Here is a 16,336-nt window from a genome sequence, read left to right on the forward strand (position 1 = left end):
CTTATAAGTAGGGACTTATTTTATTTGTTTTAACTTGTAACGGTGTTTTAAAAATTTATTTTTAAGATGATTATGTTAGACAGGATTGTTAAGTTTACTTAAGTAATCTGTTGGTGTTTGGGACATTGTTTTTCTAAAATACTTATTAAAAGATGACTTTGAATTGAATCCGCAATCAAAGGCAAGGGCTAATAAAGTGAATTTTTGGTTTTCCTGAAGTTCTACCATAGCTAAGAATTTTTTTATTCTTAATGAATTTATATAATCATAAAAATTTTTGTTTTCAAAGGAATTAATTACTTGTGATAAGCTATTAGGATGTATTTCTAAATATGCTGCTAATTCTGCTAAAGTTATATTAGGGTTGGTAAACCATTCTTCTTTTTCCATCTTGAATTTCAATAAAGAGTGGATTTTTTGAGCTGTATCCGCGTTTAGACCTGATTTAAGGTATTTTTTAGCTGTTTTGTTTTGAGAGATCTCTATCAGGTTACTTGCTTGGGGTTCAGTTATTTTTAATGAATATTTTGTTTGATTTAAGACATTAGTGGCATTGTTGGAGGTGAATGGTTTATCCTTTGGAAATACGTTTACTTGATTTATAGCAAAATATCCAATTAGAATAACAAATAGCACTACTACAGCATATAATAATTCATTATTACCGTAAATTATAAAAATCCAAACAGTTCCTACACCATAGATTAAAGTGCGAAGCCAAGATAAGCTTATTCGTTCTGTAGAAGAAAACTCATTTAAGATATTTTTTTTGTGTTTGTTTAGTAATGATAGCGATAATATTACATAGGTAATGACTGATACTATAACAGAAATTGAATTAAACAATAAGAACATTTCATAACCTTTTCCTCTATTATTGTAGATTAAGGTTTTCTCTTCAAATGTTAGTAACAAAAAATCAGTTATTGATATGAAGGAGACTATAAAAGGGATAAAATGAAGGAAACTAAATTTCCAGTTTATTTTTTGATTTGTAATAGTTGCTGTATAGAAATAAAGGAAAGGGCCATGAATTAAAGGTAAAGGAATATGAAAGCCTAGTAAATATGGAAATCTATAGTATTGATTATCTATGAATAAATAATAGAGAAATAAGTGAAAACCAATAAACAATAACCATAGAAATAAGACCTTGTCTGATTTTGTTTTTTTACCTTTTGTTAAAAGAATAAAGGCCAAAAAATAGGTTATAACAATACCAACTAGGTAAAACATTGAGATTAAAATTTATAGATTGTTTTGCAAAGTTAGTTTATTTAATTAGATATGGTTATTAATGAAGAAAAGAGGATGTTATAATTAGCTAACTTTACTTTTTGGGTTTAATATTTTGTTATTTACTTAAATTTAGTTCTTCTATAATTAGGTTTAATGCAGTTTTGGATTCTCTCATCAACGGAAGTAAAGGCCATATATGGGGCATATTTTCCCCTTTAATTATTATGCTTTTAACTTCAAATTCTTTTAATTTTTTTGAAAAAATTATTTGATCAGGAAATGTAATATCATTTTCTGCCATAAATAGGTAAGTGAGTGGGAATTTATCAAAAGTACCAAAAATTGGAGACATCAAAGGATTCTTTAAGTTGCCGTTATTTGAGCACATACTATTTGCGCTCATTACCCCTTTTTTTGACAACATTGGGTCTTTATGTTCAATATTATCTATTTCTAAGTTTTCCATGGAACAGTCCATAACCGGGGAGATTAGAAAAATTTTTGATGGTGGACTTAATTTGTTTATAACTAGTCGCTGCACTAAGGTTACTGTCAATGTGGCTCCAACTGAATCAGCTATTATTGATATTTTTTCCGGTTCAAATTTCAAACTCGCCAAATTATAAACGGAGTCAATATTGTCAGATATTTCATTTAATTTATGCTCAGGTGCTTTTGGATAATTGCAAAGCCAGATAGTCTTGTTTACTTTTTTTGCAATTTTTTCAATAGTATTCCAGTGGTGTTGAGCCGGGCCGGAAATAAATGCGCCACCATGAATGAATAAAATTAACTCATCTGAGTTTTGGTTTATTTCAGTTATGGTTGAATTTGAAATTGTAAAAGTTTTAGTTATAGAATCTTTAAAATACTTATTTTTTGGAACATAAACATCATTTTTTCTGAGCCCTTGATAGTTAATAGGTGACTGTTCAAAAGCTTTTTTAATTCCTTTTATTTTGAGTATATATAATAGAATAATGTATCTCAACCTATTCATTATTAAAAAGATGTTTGACTTTTTGTTGTGTTAGTTATAGAAATACTTAATTATATTAAAATATGCAGTAATCTTAATTTAAGACTTTTTTTGACTATTTTTTTTACTTTTTAAGTAATATAAGAAGCCACTCAAGCCAATTGTGGTGCAGATAATCATCCATTGTAAGATGTTATATCTATCAACCATCACTCGGTAAATTATGGTATATAGTGCGAGGATTAGACCAGTGACTTGGAAAATTTTTAAATCACTCAATGTCTTTGTATTTAGAGGGATAGGTTCATAATTTAAAATTACTTTTAATTGGGGCCAATCCCAAGCAATTAAAGCTATATTAGCTATTAAATACAGACCTGTTATTACATGAGTGTAGCCAAAATTATAGGATATTGTAATCATGAAAATATTAAGAGATATCGGCAAACAAATTAAAGCGCCTAGTTTTGCATATCTTTGCGTAACCAATAATACACCTGCTAAGAGTTGTGCTACTCCAATAAATTTCCAATATATACCTGATTGGTATAATGTTTCAAAGAAATGAAATGCTGTATTGAAAGGTTCATTTTCACCTGAAACAGTTGTAAATCTTTTTCCTTTTATTTTTATTATGCTAGCAAAAATATATGCACTACCTATTAAATATCTGGTATAAATTATAAAAATAAAGAATGAATGTCTTTTTTTGAGGTTTTTGATTTGCATTTTTGGTTTTAACTTAAGTTTTAAAAAAAAAGAAACAGCATTTTTTGGTTATTAAATCACTTTTTTTACCTAAAAGTCTGCTTATAGATTAATTTGAAATGCCACAAATTATGTGACTAAAAGAATATTAGAGAGGAACTTATCCAAACGAAAAATAACATCATAAGTTGTGAAATATTAATTGACATTTTTTTTTCAAATTTATGCACTCTCTAAAGCCTATCATATACCTGAAAAAAGGTATTCTTTACTACTTAGATTTTTTACATGACTAGTGTAATCTTGATTTTATATTCTGTTTTGAGATTTGTCAAATTTTTAAAAGATCTTGTATGATTTAAATTTTTACCTGCAATCAGGTATATGTTTTTTTTGTTTCCGTTAATAAATTTGCAGTCACGAGTAAGAATTGATTTTATGAGAAAGTATCAACATTTTATATTTATCTTTTTTGTGTTTATTTCACGGGCACAAACTTTATCGCTTGACAATGTTTTTGACTTTAGTAAGAGAAATATAGGGAGTTTGGTTGATGATAACAATTCACGGACGCATTATGTTTTGTATGAGAAGTTTGATACAGTCCAACAGAAGGTGAAGAAGCAGGTCATTACTTTTTTTGATGAGAGTTTGACCGTAAATCATAATGAAGAGAATGTTTACAGTACAGAAAGCAATTTATTTGCATTGTACAATAACAAAAGCCATTTGATGGCCGCATTTCATGATAAAAAAGCCGAGCTTGTTAGATTTAAAGTATATAATTCAAAAGGATTAGTATCTAATACTGTCGAGTTTGATTTTGATAAAAGATTGTTTTATCCATATTTGAATTATTATTATAAACTTGTTTTTCCGATTGACAACAAGGGTTTTTTAGTGAATCAAATTGTAAAAAAGAAACACTTAGGTTATAATATCACTTTTGTCAATAATATAGGGGAATCAAGCTGGGTATACAAGTCTCCTGCTGATCATGATAATAGGAAAGAAGCTACTCCTTTGTTTGCCAATGATCAAGTGGTAATCTTGTCTGAGAAAGAGTGGGGTTCTAATTATGATCATAAGCCAACTTTCAATATTATAGTTTTAGACTCTAAAACCGGTAAAGTAATTTTTACAAAATCTAAGGATTATGAGGTTGATCCAGATTATTATACCAATGCTTTTGTGACAAATCAGGGTGAAGTACTTCTTTTTGGGGAATTATTTGAACAGAATAATAGTATGACTAAGAATGACTATAATATTGGTTATTTTTTTGAAAAATTTGACTTAACCGGACAGCAAATAAAATCAAATATTTTAAGGTTTAACGATGAACGGTTTAAAACCCTTGTCGGATTTGATAAAGTATTAGATCAAGATGATTTTGGGACAATTTATTTTAATTCGATTAAAGAGTATGATGGAGATTATTATTTTGTTGGACAAATCGTAAGACGTAGTAAGCAGGGAAATACATTTGGCAAGCAGATTTTGTCTGCTGCCATTGGAGGAGCAGTTGGAGGAGCCATTTCAAATAATTGGCAGTCAACTTATGAATTAAAGGAGATTGTTCTGATGAAAGTAGATGAAAATTTAAATCTTATGGATTGTACTTTATTGCCTAAAACTGTGACCCATACAGGATTGAACTCTTTAGTTGCCAGACCTCAATATAATTTAATGGAAATGGAATATCATGGAAGGCTTGATTTTGTTAATCATCAAGTATATAAAGATGGGCAAATTGTAGTGTATAAAACTCATGAACGTTCAGGTGATATTGATAAGCTCTTACTTAAGAAAGCAGTCTTTAAAGAGGGGAGATTAGATTTTTTAGATGATTATGAGGTTTCTTTTGATAAGAATGAGAGTTATTATGCTTTACTTCCTTATGGCCAAAGTGGCTCACTTATGTTTAAATATAATTATGAATTAAAAAGAATACAAGTTATAAAAAATGCTATAGATTAGAGGGGATTTGTTATTTAATGGGGATTGAGGTTTTTAGTTAGGTTGAAAAGAGGGTGTGAGAGCCCTCTTTTTATTTGATTATTAAGTTTAAATCTCTCCTGGTGATCTCGGTAAATACCTGATTTGGGGTATATAATTTTACCCTTTTACAGGTATTTATATTGTGAAATCTAGCCCTTAATTTTGAAAAAAATAAACTTTATGAAATCAAAATTATTACTTAGCTTATTATTGCTTAGCTTTTACAATGTTAGTGCAACTGACAGAATTGTGCAGGAAAATGGTCCTGCCGGAACTTTTTCTACTATAACTGCTGCAATTGCAGCCTCTGTTAATGGGGATAGAATTATAGTTCATCCGAAAATAGGGGGTAATCCCTATGTTGAAAATATTACTATTGATAAGACTCTTGAAATTGCTTCGGCAGAAGATGGAGTTCGTTATAAAATTCAAGGGAATGTTACGTTGCAAGCGCTGAACAACAGAACTATTACTATTATTGGAGCTCATTTAGTATCGGGTGATATTAGTGGCTCATCTGCCGGATGGAGGACTAATGTTAGTATCATGGGGTGCATTTTAGATGGTGGAAGTATTAATTTTAATAATCAATATTATGTTAGTGTGGTATCAACTGAATTAGAAAGTGGTTCTATTAGTATTTCTCATGGGCGTATTATTGGGAACCAAATGAATAGTGAATCTGCTTTGATTACCATAAGCAATTCAACATCAATAACTAACGATACGTTATTAATAGTAGCTAATAAATTTCCCAGATTACTTTGTACCAGTGATATTTTTCTCACTATTATGAACAATTTAATTAAAAGAGTTAGTCCTCAAACCGTATTATCAGCACATTCGATTTCTTATACTACTACTTCGACACAACAAAAGTTAAATATAATAAACAATACTGTGGTTACTCCTTATACGGTTGTTGCAGACGGATCAAGTACTAGAGCAAAATATTTAAATTTGTTATCTCCTGCAGTTATTATGAATAATATTTTTCAAGCCTCATATGTATTTACAAGTATGTATGCTCCAACTGCATCATTGACAGTTTCAGGGAATTCTAGTTCATACAATTACATTATGAATACTTTAGTGTCCTATCCTGCATTTTCAACTACAGATGTTTTGCTTACTACTAATCCGGTAAATGTTACTACCGGTCAGTTGATATTACCTACAGCTGCTCTTAATGGTGCTGATCCAAGTTTTCAGTTTTATGATTTAGATCTTTCTGTTGGTGATGCGGGCTGTTATGGAGGTTCTTACTCCTTGGATAATTATTTTCCAATTACCGGAAGTTCAAGAGTATTTTGGGTAGACATGCCATTTGGTATTACTACTAATGGTGCTCCTTTACAGATTAAGGCTGAGGGATTTGATAGGTAAATTTATAATGAAAAAGAAATTATATACAACGTTTTTTTTTATTGCTTTTTGGTTTAGTAGTAGTGGCCAAATCATTACCCAGGCCGAGTATTTTTGGGATACTGACCCCGGGCTTGGGAATGGTTTAGGGTTAACAGTTCTTGATGGTAATTTTAATCAATCTTTGGAAACGGTTATTTCATCATCAACTTCATTACCTACTCCAGGTAATCATGTCTTTCATATAAGGGTAAAAGACAATTCCGGAAATTGGAGTCCTGTGTTTCGAAAAGCTTTTAAAGTACTTGATAATACCTCATCAAATTTAGGTGTTAAAATTACTCAAGCTGAGTATTTTTGGGATACAGATCCAGGGGAAGGAAATGGATTTCCTTTATTGGCTTTTGATGGTAATTTTACACAAGCATTTGAAACTGTTAGTACTACTTCTGGCACATTGCCGGGTATTGGTAACCATGTACTTTATCTGAGAGTAAAAGCCAATGACGGTCTTTGGAGTCCAAGTTTTAGAAAAGTATTTCATTTGGTCAACAACAATAACACCAATCTTGCTGTTAAGATAACTCAAGGCGAGTATTATTGGGATGAAGATCCCGGTTTTGGTAATGGTTTTTCATTGTTGGCTTTTGATGGTAATTTTACACAGGCTCTTGAAACAGTTTTCACCTCAACGGCAACATTACCAACAGTTGGAAATCATCTCCTTTATTTGAGGGTAAAAGCCAATGACGGTACTTGGAGTCCAAGTTTTAGAAAAGTATTTAAGTTTTCAGAGAATAACAACACTAATCTTTCAGTAAAAATTACTCAAGGGGAGTTTTTCTGGGATGATGACCCGGGCTTTGGAAATGGTTTTGCTTTATTGGCTTTTGATGGTAACTTTTCTCAAGCCGTTGAGACAGTTTTTACCAATTCGGCTAGTTTGCCAACAGAGGGTGAGCACTTGTTATATTTACGGGTAAAAGCTGATGATGGAATTTGGGGTCCTAACTATAGAAAAGTTTTCAAGTTATCTGATAATAACAATACAAATCTTTCGGTTAAAATTTCTCAAGCGGAGTATTTTTGGGATACAGATCCAGGGGAAGGAAATGGTTCAGTTTTATTAGCGTTTGACGGAAATTTTGATAAGGCTATTGAACTAGCGATAGCTTCATCAGGTGGGAATCCAGGTCCAGGTGTTCACTTATTGCATACTCGATACAAGGCGGCTGATGGAAACTGGGGTGAAATTTACAAACGAGTAATAGGATTAGATATTCTCTATGATAGTATGGTTACATTGGTTTCTCCGACAAACGCATCAACTCAAGTTCCGTTATCAACTAGTTTGGTTTGGAATGCCTTTACCGGTGCAGGTAGTTATGAGTATGTTTTATCCACTGACCCAACTTTTTCTACTGTGGCTTTTACGGGTATTGTTAATGGCACCACTGTTCCAATAAATGGATTAAGCCCAGGTACAATTTATTATTGGCGAGTGAGAGTCAATGAATCCAATAATGTAAGCCTGTGGTCTGCGGTATGGAGTTTTACAACCACAAATAGTTTAGGGACAGATGAGAATGGTGAAAACGGTCAAACTATTTTGTATCCAGTTCCAGCTGAAAGTTATTTGTATGTAGAACAAAGTGTTAGATGGGTAAAGGTTAAGTATAAACTATTTTCAATAGACGGTAAATTTTTAAATGAAGGAGAGTTATTAAATGATTTTAAAATTAATGTTAATCATTTGAGCACTGGTGTTTATCTGATTGAGTTGGTAAATGAATTAGGTCAGTCTGAAAAGATTAAGTTTAGTAAAATGTAAAGTTAATTAGGTTATTGTTATTTCAGAGAATTGAAATTTTTAATTTTAATTGTTGTAAAAGACTGCTGATAAAATATTTTCAGCAGTTTTTTTATGGTCTTAATTAATCTTTATCAATATAATTATCATGAACTTATATTAGATCTTCTTTATTGATTATTTAATTATTTTGGCCTTTAAGGTTATTCTTCAAGTAAGTATCATTAGGTATCAAAAGTGATTTTAAATTATTACAATATCTATTTTTTATTTAAGAATGGGAAATAACACCCTGATTAAAGGTATTTTGTTTTGGCTCTTTTCAGGTATTTTAACTTACCATTTAAATACTGAATTTAGCAGACGAACTAAAGGTTCATTAATTGCTAAAACAACAAATGTTATGAAAAAGTCCAGAGTTTTACTCATCCTATTGTGCTTTTCTATTTTCTTCTCTTCTGCACAACAAAAAGGAATAGATCATATTCCAAAGTATTTAGGATATGAACATTCACAAACCAATGGGATAGTATCCAAGTTGGTTATGCATCAAAGTATAAAAGAATCAAATTCTGGTGATTTAAAAAATTATTTGCAAAAAAACACCAATGTAGCATTCGAATACTTTGACATTGTAAAGTCCTGTATGAATATACCTTTGTCACAATGTAATGATTCCCAAGGTAATACATTTATAACGGGGTCTAGTGGTAATTTAATCAATCATTCGGGAGACATCACTACTGTCAAAATTAATCAGAGTGGAATGATTGTATGGACAGTTAGAATTCCTTCTCCAAGTTTCACGGTTAATGCCGGGACTAATATTGCATTAGACAGTGATGGAAACATTATTCTTACAGGTTACATTTGGGGTAATGACAGTATGGATCTTATTTGTGCTAAAATCAGTAACAATGGTGAAGTACTTTGGCAAAATATTATTAGTAATGATTTAAATTTTGATATTCCTACAGCAATTTTTGTAAACTCTAATAATGAGGTACTGGTAACAGGAATCACACATTTAGATAATGTGGTGACTTATTTTACGGCCAAATTTGATGCGTTTGGGCAATTGATTTGGCAACATGTAGAGGATGATTTTCCTTCTTCAACTTGGAATGAGCCCAAAACAGTTTCACAGGATAATGAAGGTAATATTCTTGTATCGGGATACGGATACAATTTAAGCGATAAGAGTAGTATTGTTACTATTAAATATTCTGCAAGTGGTCAGTTTTTATGGAAGAGGATTAAATCTTACACCGTTACATTGATGGATTTATCCATAGTTTCAACAGATGCTTATCCTAATGATTTAGTTATTGATGCACAGAATAACATTTACACTACCGGTACATTCAAGACAGAGTTTGCCAGTAGTAGTACTACATTTAAGTATGATGTAAATGGAGTTGAGAGTTGGAATTATAACTATCAAGTTCCAAATGAAAATACTTTTGCCTACACGAATTTAATCGATCAAAATGTATTGTATGTTGGAGGTATTCATTATGGGAATTCTCTTGATGGGTATTTGTTATTATCTCTCAATTTAGATGGTACAACCAACTGGGAAGTTACCACCGAAGATTTACAATCGATTTTTAAGTTTAATATGTTTAAGCATAACGATGCTATCGTTTTAAATAGTGTTTCCTATTCGGATTTAAGTAATACCAATAATAAAATAAATACTACTTCATTTTCGACGACCGGAAATCAATTAAGTAGTAGTGATTATTCGATTAATAATGAGCTTCTAGGGTTTAGTTTTGGTAGCTTTTTTGATAGCTATACTTATGATAATAAATATGTACATGTGTTCTCATCATATTATGCTGATTTGGGTAATGTATATGAAACTATATTGCTTGATAACACTAATTCTATAAGTAGTTTATTATGGAGTTCTAAATTGCAGGAAAATAATGCAACTAGTACAAATGTATTGGAAAGTTTAGGAGATAGTGACAGTAATTTATATTCACTGGTTAGTAATTTTTATATTGTTAACAATCAGCTAAATCAAAAAACATATCTAATAAAATATAGTGACTTAGGGGCGATAGAATGGAGCGAGTTACTTGATGATTCAACGAATCTTGTTAGTGCCAGAATGAAAGTTGACCACAATGATGATTTGATTGTTCTGTTAGGTAAGCCTATGGATGATGGTAGTACACAAATTACTGTGAAAAAAATTTCACATACGGGTGTTAATCTATGGAATACAACATATACAAATAATATTACCGGGAATTTTTTTCCTGAGATTACAAGTGAAAATAATTTTGTGGTTGCAAGCACTTCAATGAACATTGATGGTACAACAAATATAATGGTAGTCACAATTTCTGAATCCGGAGTTGTTCTTTCTACTAATATCTATCAGCCAACAGATGCAATATACACTCAAAATTTTGTTTCTAAACTATTGATAGATGGGTCAGGGAATATTATTATTGGAGGAGGTTCAGGATTTTATAATTCTGAATTGATGCAAAATATATTTTCGCCTTCACTTTTGAAAATTGACACCAATGGTGTTATGAATTATTACAATATATATCCTGTATCAGGCAGTTCTTCTTTTATAGTTGATATAGTAACAAATAATAATGGATTAACTTTAGCCATTGATTCGTCAGATTTAATAACGAGTTATAACAAGATACGTCTTCTATCTATAAATGAATCAGGTATTATAGCAGGGCAATATTTTTATCAGGAAGCAAATACCAATTGTTACGTTTACAAAGTTATGAAAGGTGTTGAGGATGGTGTTTTCTACACTGCAGGGAGCAGATTAGGAGAGGAACAAAATATTCAAGTTTTAAAATGGAATTTGAACCAAAATGAAACTAATTCTTTCAATTTGAATGGTCCTAATTATTATCAAGATAGCTTTATAGATTCTCAACATATATTCATTTTGAGTCAGAATCAAGAATCGTTGCATTTTCCGAGAAGAAATCTTAATTGGATTGGACCATTTATATCCGGAAAAGTTACCAAATTGGATTATGCTCTAGTACAAAGTGAAGAAATAAACTTAATAGGAGAGCATTATTCTCTTTATGAGCCTAAACAGTTTATCCCATTAAACAATAATAGCTTGGTTGTTTCCGGAAGAATGTTTGATGAACAATTTTTTTATGAGGGGTTATCTTTTTTCGATATGTCATTTAATCCAATTCTTTCGGTGCCTAGCTATCCGGAAGATATGTCTTATTACCTGTTTTATAATTACCCAAACCCTATTAACTCTAATCAAACCAATGTTGTTTTTGAATTAAAACAAAATGAATCAGTTGTCTTTAATCTTTATGATTTAAATGGAAAGCTTATTAGGAATATTCATAATGGATTTTATCTGTTAGGAATAAATCATATTACTATACAGTTGCCTTTTTTAATGGATGGTACCTATATTTTAGAACTCAACACCAGTGTTCAGAGGCTACAAAAGAAAATAATAGTTAGTAAAAAGTAGAAAATTTAATTTGATGTTGCATTTTTGTTGCGGCCTATAATACTTGATAGTTTCAGGTTTGATAATCCATCCTCATGAAAGCTTTTGAGAAGTGTTAATTTATAATTTTTGTTTAATCCTCAAGTCTTATTATTTAAAATCTATATAAAAATTTCCAGAAGTATGTTGAAATACAGTAATCTCATAAACAAAAAGTAGGTTTTTTGACTTTGAAAGCTTACATTTTTGAGCCTTATTAGGCTAATTTGTTGAAGTTTGACGACGCTATGACTATCAGTTTAATAAAAAAAATCGGAGCTATTGTCTCAGGCTTTAAAGTTTTAGAGCTAATCTATCACAGATGATTATCAGTTCGGGGTAAAAATTACCAGTTAGAATAGTACATTTTAAAAATTTATATAAAACCATATCTTTTATTTACGACAATCAACAAATATATAAAGCTAAATACTTATAAAATCATGAGAAATGCATTTAAAATAGTTTTAATAATAATTTGTTCATTCTTTATTTTAATGGGCTGTTCAAAAGAGAACTCACAACAGCCTAATACAGGTGTTATTCAAACGGATTTAATTGCAATTGAAGATGCTTTAGATTACCCTAATACTAATTTTGTGAGTTTGGTTAACAAAAGACAAGAGGTAGTGTAGGTGTTAATGGCTCTGGAAGTAAAGTTGTTTGGAGTAAAAGAAACAATTATAATATAGGTTTATTTGTCTCCGCCAATCATGTATATGGAGTAAGCACTTGGTCTACATTAGATGAACAGTTTTTTGATTTATTCTCAATAAACAATTGCGTTTTTGGAGGTTCCATCATGCCGCCAACAAGTGGTAGTATAAGTTTAACTAATGAACGGGTTGCAAGCTTTCCACTTTATCACCCCAATATACCTTCGAATGCTACAAATTTTACAATTTTACCTAAGGATGATTTTTATTTAGGTATTATGGATAACCAAAGAATTATAGACGATGGATTGTTTGGATTTTACCCAGATCTTGTTCAGACGGATTCACCTTTACAATTGTTCGACCCCAACAATAGAACTTTGGCAGACCAAACTTGGTCAAATGCGAATGTTGGAGATGTAGTTATCGCCATAGGTTATCCTAATGATCGTGTAACCTATCCAAACGGTGCTGTTTCATCCGGTAGAATTTATTCTGATTCAGAGGCTGAGAATATTATTCAATTACTGAATCAAAGCATGGATACTGAAGGTAACATACCCTACAATCCTCAAGTTGAATTTTTAGCTAATATTCACGCTGTTTCGGGAATGAGCGGTGGAGGAGTTTTTAATGAAAATGGGCAATTACTCGGGATCATGGTTAGAGCAACTGAGTTAAATGGTCAGCCTATTTTACGTGTAGTTCGAATAAATTATATAGTTCAAAAACTAACTCTTTTTTTTGATTCGCTATCCCCATCAGATAAAGTAAAAATTGAACCTTTTATAAATGGTGAATTAAACTAAAATATTTTTACATTATGCCATTGTTTTGAGTTAAAATTCAAAACATAATATTAAGAAAATATTACTTTTAAATGCAATCAATAGCTAGCCTCAATCAATTTAAAAAGCACATTAATTCATAGTATAAAAAAAGAATTCGGAATTGTTTCAATGAGTTGATAATTACATCGGAGATTTGCCGGGATTAGAGGATTCTGTTTTGCGAGAAACAACCCAATCCCTCGACAATGAATGATTGCCTCAACAAAGTGTTTCTGCAAATCAAGAGAAATTTTTACAAGAATTGGTGATAGCTTGCAAGTCAAAAAAATATAAGAATTTGGAAATCTAGGCGGTTATAGTTCTATTTGGATTATTAGATTTTTGCCTTGAAATGGAAAATTAATAACTATAGATGTAGATAATAAGCATGGAATGGTAGCTCAAAAAGACATTCAAAATAAAGGGCTCTTAGATAAGGTTGAATTAAGGATGGATAGGGGCTTGGATGTTTTGCCTAAATATTATTGCTGAAAACGATAGACCCTCAGATATGATATTTATAGCCGAGGATAAGACTCTTTACACAGAATATTTTACAATGCCCTTAACTTTCTCTCAGGCTCACTTATTGTTTTTAATAATGTTATCAGGGAAAGGAAAGTTCTTGCTGCGAATTTTAGTGATTAAAAAGTTAAAGAAGTGTAGCGTCTTAATAAAATATTGAGTGAAAATTAAAGATTAACAGCTACAGTTTTACAAACTGTTGGTGCTAGGTGTTGCGATAGCAGTGGTTAATAGAATTTAGTTTAAGTATGTGTGATTATCAAAATAGTTATTTGTCCTTGTTGATTTTACAGAGTTAGGTTTATTATTCTTTACTAGTTTTTTATAATTGAATACTATTGGTATTTAAGACAGTGTCTATTTGAATAAATTTTAATTATCAAGTAATTTAATTTTCTACCATCTTCGAAATAATTTGTAATTAAAAATGGATTTAAATCGGCAATTCAGAAAATATTGATCATGTAATATCCGTTAGAATGACTGATTTAAGTAATACCTTATAACACAGTTTGGCAACCTGTAAAGGTTTACCGGTTCCGTTTTTTTTTTTGATTATTTTAATTGATAAGACTCAAAGTAAGTTTATTCAAAACATACTCAATTTCGAATCGGGAAAATTAAAATAGTATCAAATACGAACCTATTGATAACCCATTTTGATTTGCTAAAAATGAAAATAAAAAAGCATTGTCATTATATTATAGTTGGGGAATCGCCTCTACCTTTCCGATGCTTCCAAGATGGCCTATATTGCGACATCAAACTGCTATTATAATGGAACTGTCTTTTTGACAAAAGGAATGAAAATGATTTTCTATCGTTCTGTTTAAGCTAAATGCAAAATAATCGCGCTCTTAAAAAAAATTAGAATACCAACTTAGCTAAAAGGCATATTGCCTTATTCCATTGGACTTATTATCTTAATTACTTTTAGTTTGTTTTATATTCATTAAACCATTTTCCAGAAATGTTTAGTAGCATTATTCATAGATTTAGTGTTACAGGTTAGCGTTTGTCTTTGGTGTTATTATCGAAAGCAATTAAATTGAAAAGTTCTCACATAAGGCTTCGGACACGGTTACTGTATATTGCTTCAATTTTTGAGGCAGATAGGTTAGAGGCGATGTGTGTTTGGATACGGCGGCTTAAATAGAGATCGTATCGACTTAATAAGATTTCGGCTATTACATTCGTTACCATAATTTGAGATTATTTTCTAACCCCAAATCGTCGAAACAATAGATTTTAGAATCAAGTTGTTGTTGCTTCCCTTTAGAATAACGGTGTATAACTTCGTAGTCATCTTGGATGAATTCGAAGCTGATGTCTCGACAGGGTTTTACTATGAATTTATACTCGGAAGGAGTGAGGTGTTTCATTAAAGCCAATAATTATGCTAATCCACATGATTATGCTGGTCAAATTCATCAAGAATTATTAATCACCTATTATAATGCCGATATTTTACCTTTTTATTTTTTCAGGTATAATTACAATAGCAACTATTGTTGCTAATGCAAACGATTCCTTTTTAAGCTTGACTAAAAACGCACCTTACCACTTTGGATATGCTGACCGAGTAACTTATATTGTTTCACAGCCTGTTGGATTTCAGGATGCAATTATAAACGCAAGATAGTGATGCTCGATCGAGTTTTAAAACCTTTGTTACTGAATTATTGTATGCTTGTGAAGAATAGGACAATTTTAGCGTATTTTATGATTCAATAGTGGCTTATGAGGAAGCTGTTTACAACGATTCCGATTTAACGGATCATGACAAACAAACTATACTTATAACCACTTTTATATCATTATGAAGATCAAATGCCAAAGCTCAAGTTGTTTGAATAGACCTATGAATAGACAATTCTGTTAATACAAATTAAAGACTGAATTAAAGTAATCTTTATATAGTTTAAACGTTCTTAAATTTTGTTTGAATTAAATGACCATTATTTATAAAAAATAAATTAGTTTTATTCTCAAATTTTTTACTTCAAATTTTTAAAATTTGATATGCAATGCGGAAAATGGTGAATTTTTAAAAATATAGAAATTGCATTTTGAAATTTTAAATTTTCAAGAAACCATTCTACTTAATATAACAAAAAATGAAAAATATATTATTTGATTTTATATCAAAATACATTACTCTAACCGATGATGAGAAGGATGCAATAGTATCGTTAGATATCTTTCGCTCTGTAAAGAAAGGAACTACTTTACTCAAAGAAGGGCAAAAATCTAAAGAAAGTTATTTTGTTTTAAAAGGCTGTATTAGAGTGTATTATATTTTAGACAGTGAAGAGAAAACTACAGCTTTCTATACTGAAATGGAAGCTTTAACTCCTCCTAGTGTAGTAAACAAAACCCCTTCGGACTATTATGTTAGTTGTGTGGAGGATACTATTTTATTAGTTTCAAATACTGATATGGAAGCTGAGGTAAATAGTAAGTTTCCAAAGTTTGAAATAATGTGTCGAAAATTGTCTGAAGAATTATTAGCTAAGCAACGAATAGATTTTGATCAATTTAAAACTTCTTCTCCTGAACAAAGATATTTGAATTTATTGCAAACAAGACCGGATCTTATTCAACGTGTACCACAACACCAATTAGCCAGTTATTTAGGTATAATGCCACAGTCATTAAGCAGACTTAGAGCAAGAATTTTTGAAAAAAAGAACTAGTTGATTTCTT

11 protein-coding genes are annotated in these 16,336 nt (G+C 30.7%); 7 read left to right on the forward strand and 4 right to left on the reverse strand.

Annotation, left to right across the window (positions count from 1 at the left end; all coding sequences use genetic code 11):
• Nucleotides 1-75: 75 nt before the first annotated feature.
• From ACJG85_RS09210 to ACJG85_RS09220, 3 genes are all read right to left on the reverse strand, one after another.
• Nucleotides 76-1,236 (reverse strand): helix-turn-helix domain-containing protein, encoded by a 1,161-nt coding sequence (locus ACJG85_RS09210; RefSeq protein ID WP_412476250.1) that lies wholly within the window; start codon nucleotides 1,234-1,236, stop codon nucleotides 76-78.
• 118 nt (nucleotides 1,237-1,354) lie between these two features.
• On the reverse strand, nucleotides 1,355-2,239 hold the full coding sequence (locus ACJG85_RS09215) for an alpha/beta hydrolase (protein WP_412476251.1): 885 nt from the start codon (nucleotides 2,237-2,239) through the stop codon (nucleotides 1,355-1,357).
• Between the two features lie 78 nt (nucleotides 2,240-2,317).
• Nucleotides 2,318-2,947, reverse strand: coding sequence for a hypothetical protein (locus ACJG85_RS09220; protein ID WP_412476252.1), 630 nt, complete (start codon nucleotides 2,945-2,947; stop codon nucleotides 2,318-2,320).
• Nucleotides 2,948-3,364: 417 nt separating this feature from the next.
• Between ACJG85_RS09220 and ACJG85_RS09225 the strand changes: the two genes are divergently transcribed.
• From ACJG85_RS09225 to ACJG85_RS09250, 6 genes are all read left to right on the forward strand, one after another.
• Nucleotides 3,365-4,906, forward strand: a complete 1,542-nt coding sequence (locus tag ACJG85_RS09225; RefSeq protein ID WP_412476253.1) for a DUF6770 family protein — start codon at nucleotides 3,365-3,367, stop codon at nucleotides 4,904-4,906.
• A 201-nt stretch (nucleotides 4,907-5,107) separates the two neighbouring features.
• Nucleotides 5,108-6,313, forward strand: coding sequence for a hypothetical protein (locus tag ACJG85_RS09230; protein WP_412476254.1), 1,206 nt, complete (start codon nucleotides 5,108-5,110; stop codon nucleotides 6,311-6,313).
• 7 nt (nucleotides 6,314-6,320) lie between these two features.
• Nucleotides 6,321-8,123 (forward strand): T9SS type A sorting domain-containing protein, encoded by a 1,803-nt coding sequence (locus ACJG85_RS09235; protein WP_412476255.1) that lies wholly within the window; start codon nucleotides 6,321-6,323, stop codon nucleotides 8,121-8,123.
• 256 nt (nucleotides 8,124-8,379) lie between these two features.
• On the forward strand, nucleotides 8,380-11,601 hold the full coding sequence (locus ACJG85_RS09240) for a T9SS type A sorting domain-containing protein (RefSeq protein ID WP_412476256.1): 3,222 nt from the start codon (nucleotides 8,380-8,382) through the stop codon (nucleotides 11,599-11,601).
• Between the two features lie 461 nt (nucleotides 11,602-12,062).
• The gene (locus tag ACJG85_RS09245; protein WP_412476257.1) at nucleotides 12,063-12,254 is read left to right on the forward strand and encodes a hypothetical protein; all 192 of its coding nucleotides are present in this window, start codon (nucleotides 12,063-12,065) and stop codon (nucleotides 12,252-12,254) included.
• 167 nt (nucleotides 12,255-12,421) lie between these two features.
• Entirely contained in the window at nucleotides 12,422-13,084 is a 663-nt protein-coding gene (locus ACJG85_RS09250; RefSeq protein ID WP_412476258.1) for a S1 family peptidase, read from the forward strand.
• 1,742 nt (nucleotides 13,085-14,826) lie between these two features.
• Here ACJG85_RS09250 and ACJG85_RS09255 read toward each other — a convergent pair.
• Nucleotides 14,827-15,012 carry a hypothetical protein gene (locus ACJG85_RS09255; RefSeq protein WP_412476259.1) on the reverse strand — a complete coding sequence of 62 codons (186 nt, stop codon included), beginning with the start codon at nucleotides 15,010-15,012 and terminating at the stop codon, nucleotides 14,827-14,829.
• Between the two features lie 735 nt (nucleotides 15,013-15,747).
• Between ACJG85_RS09255 and ACJG85_RS09260 the strand changes: the two genes are divergently transcribed.
• Nucleotides 15,748-16,326 carry a Crp/Fnr family transcriptional regulator gene (locus ACJG85_RS09260; protein ID WP_412476260.1) on the forward strand — a complete coding sequence of 193 codons (579 nt, stop codon included), beginning with the start codon at nucleotides 15,748-15,750 and terminating at the stop codon, nucleotides 16,324-16,326.
• The last annotated feature ends 10 nt before the right edge of the window (nucleotides 16,327-16,336 follow it).

It is taken from the genome of Flavobacterium mekongense, assembly GCF_047038255.1.
In the GTDB taxonomy this organism is placed as follows: Bacteria; Bacteroidota; Bacteroidia; order Flavobacteriales; family Flavobacteriaceae; genus Flavobacterium; species Flavobacterium mekongense.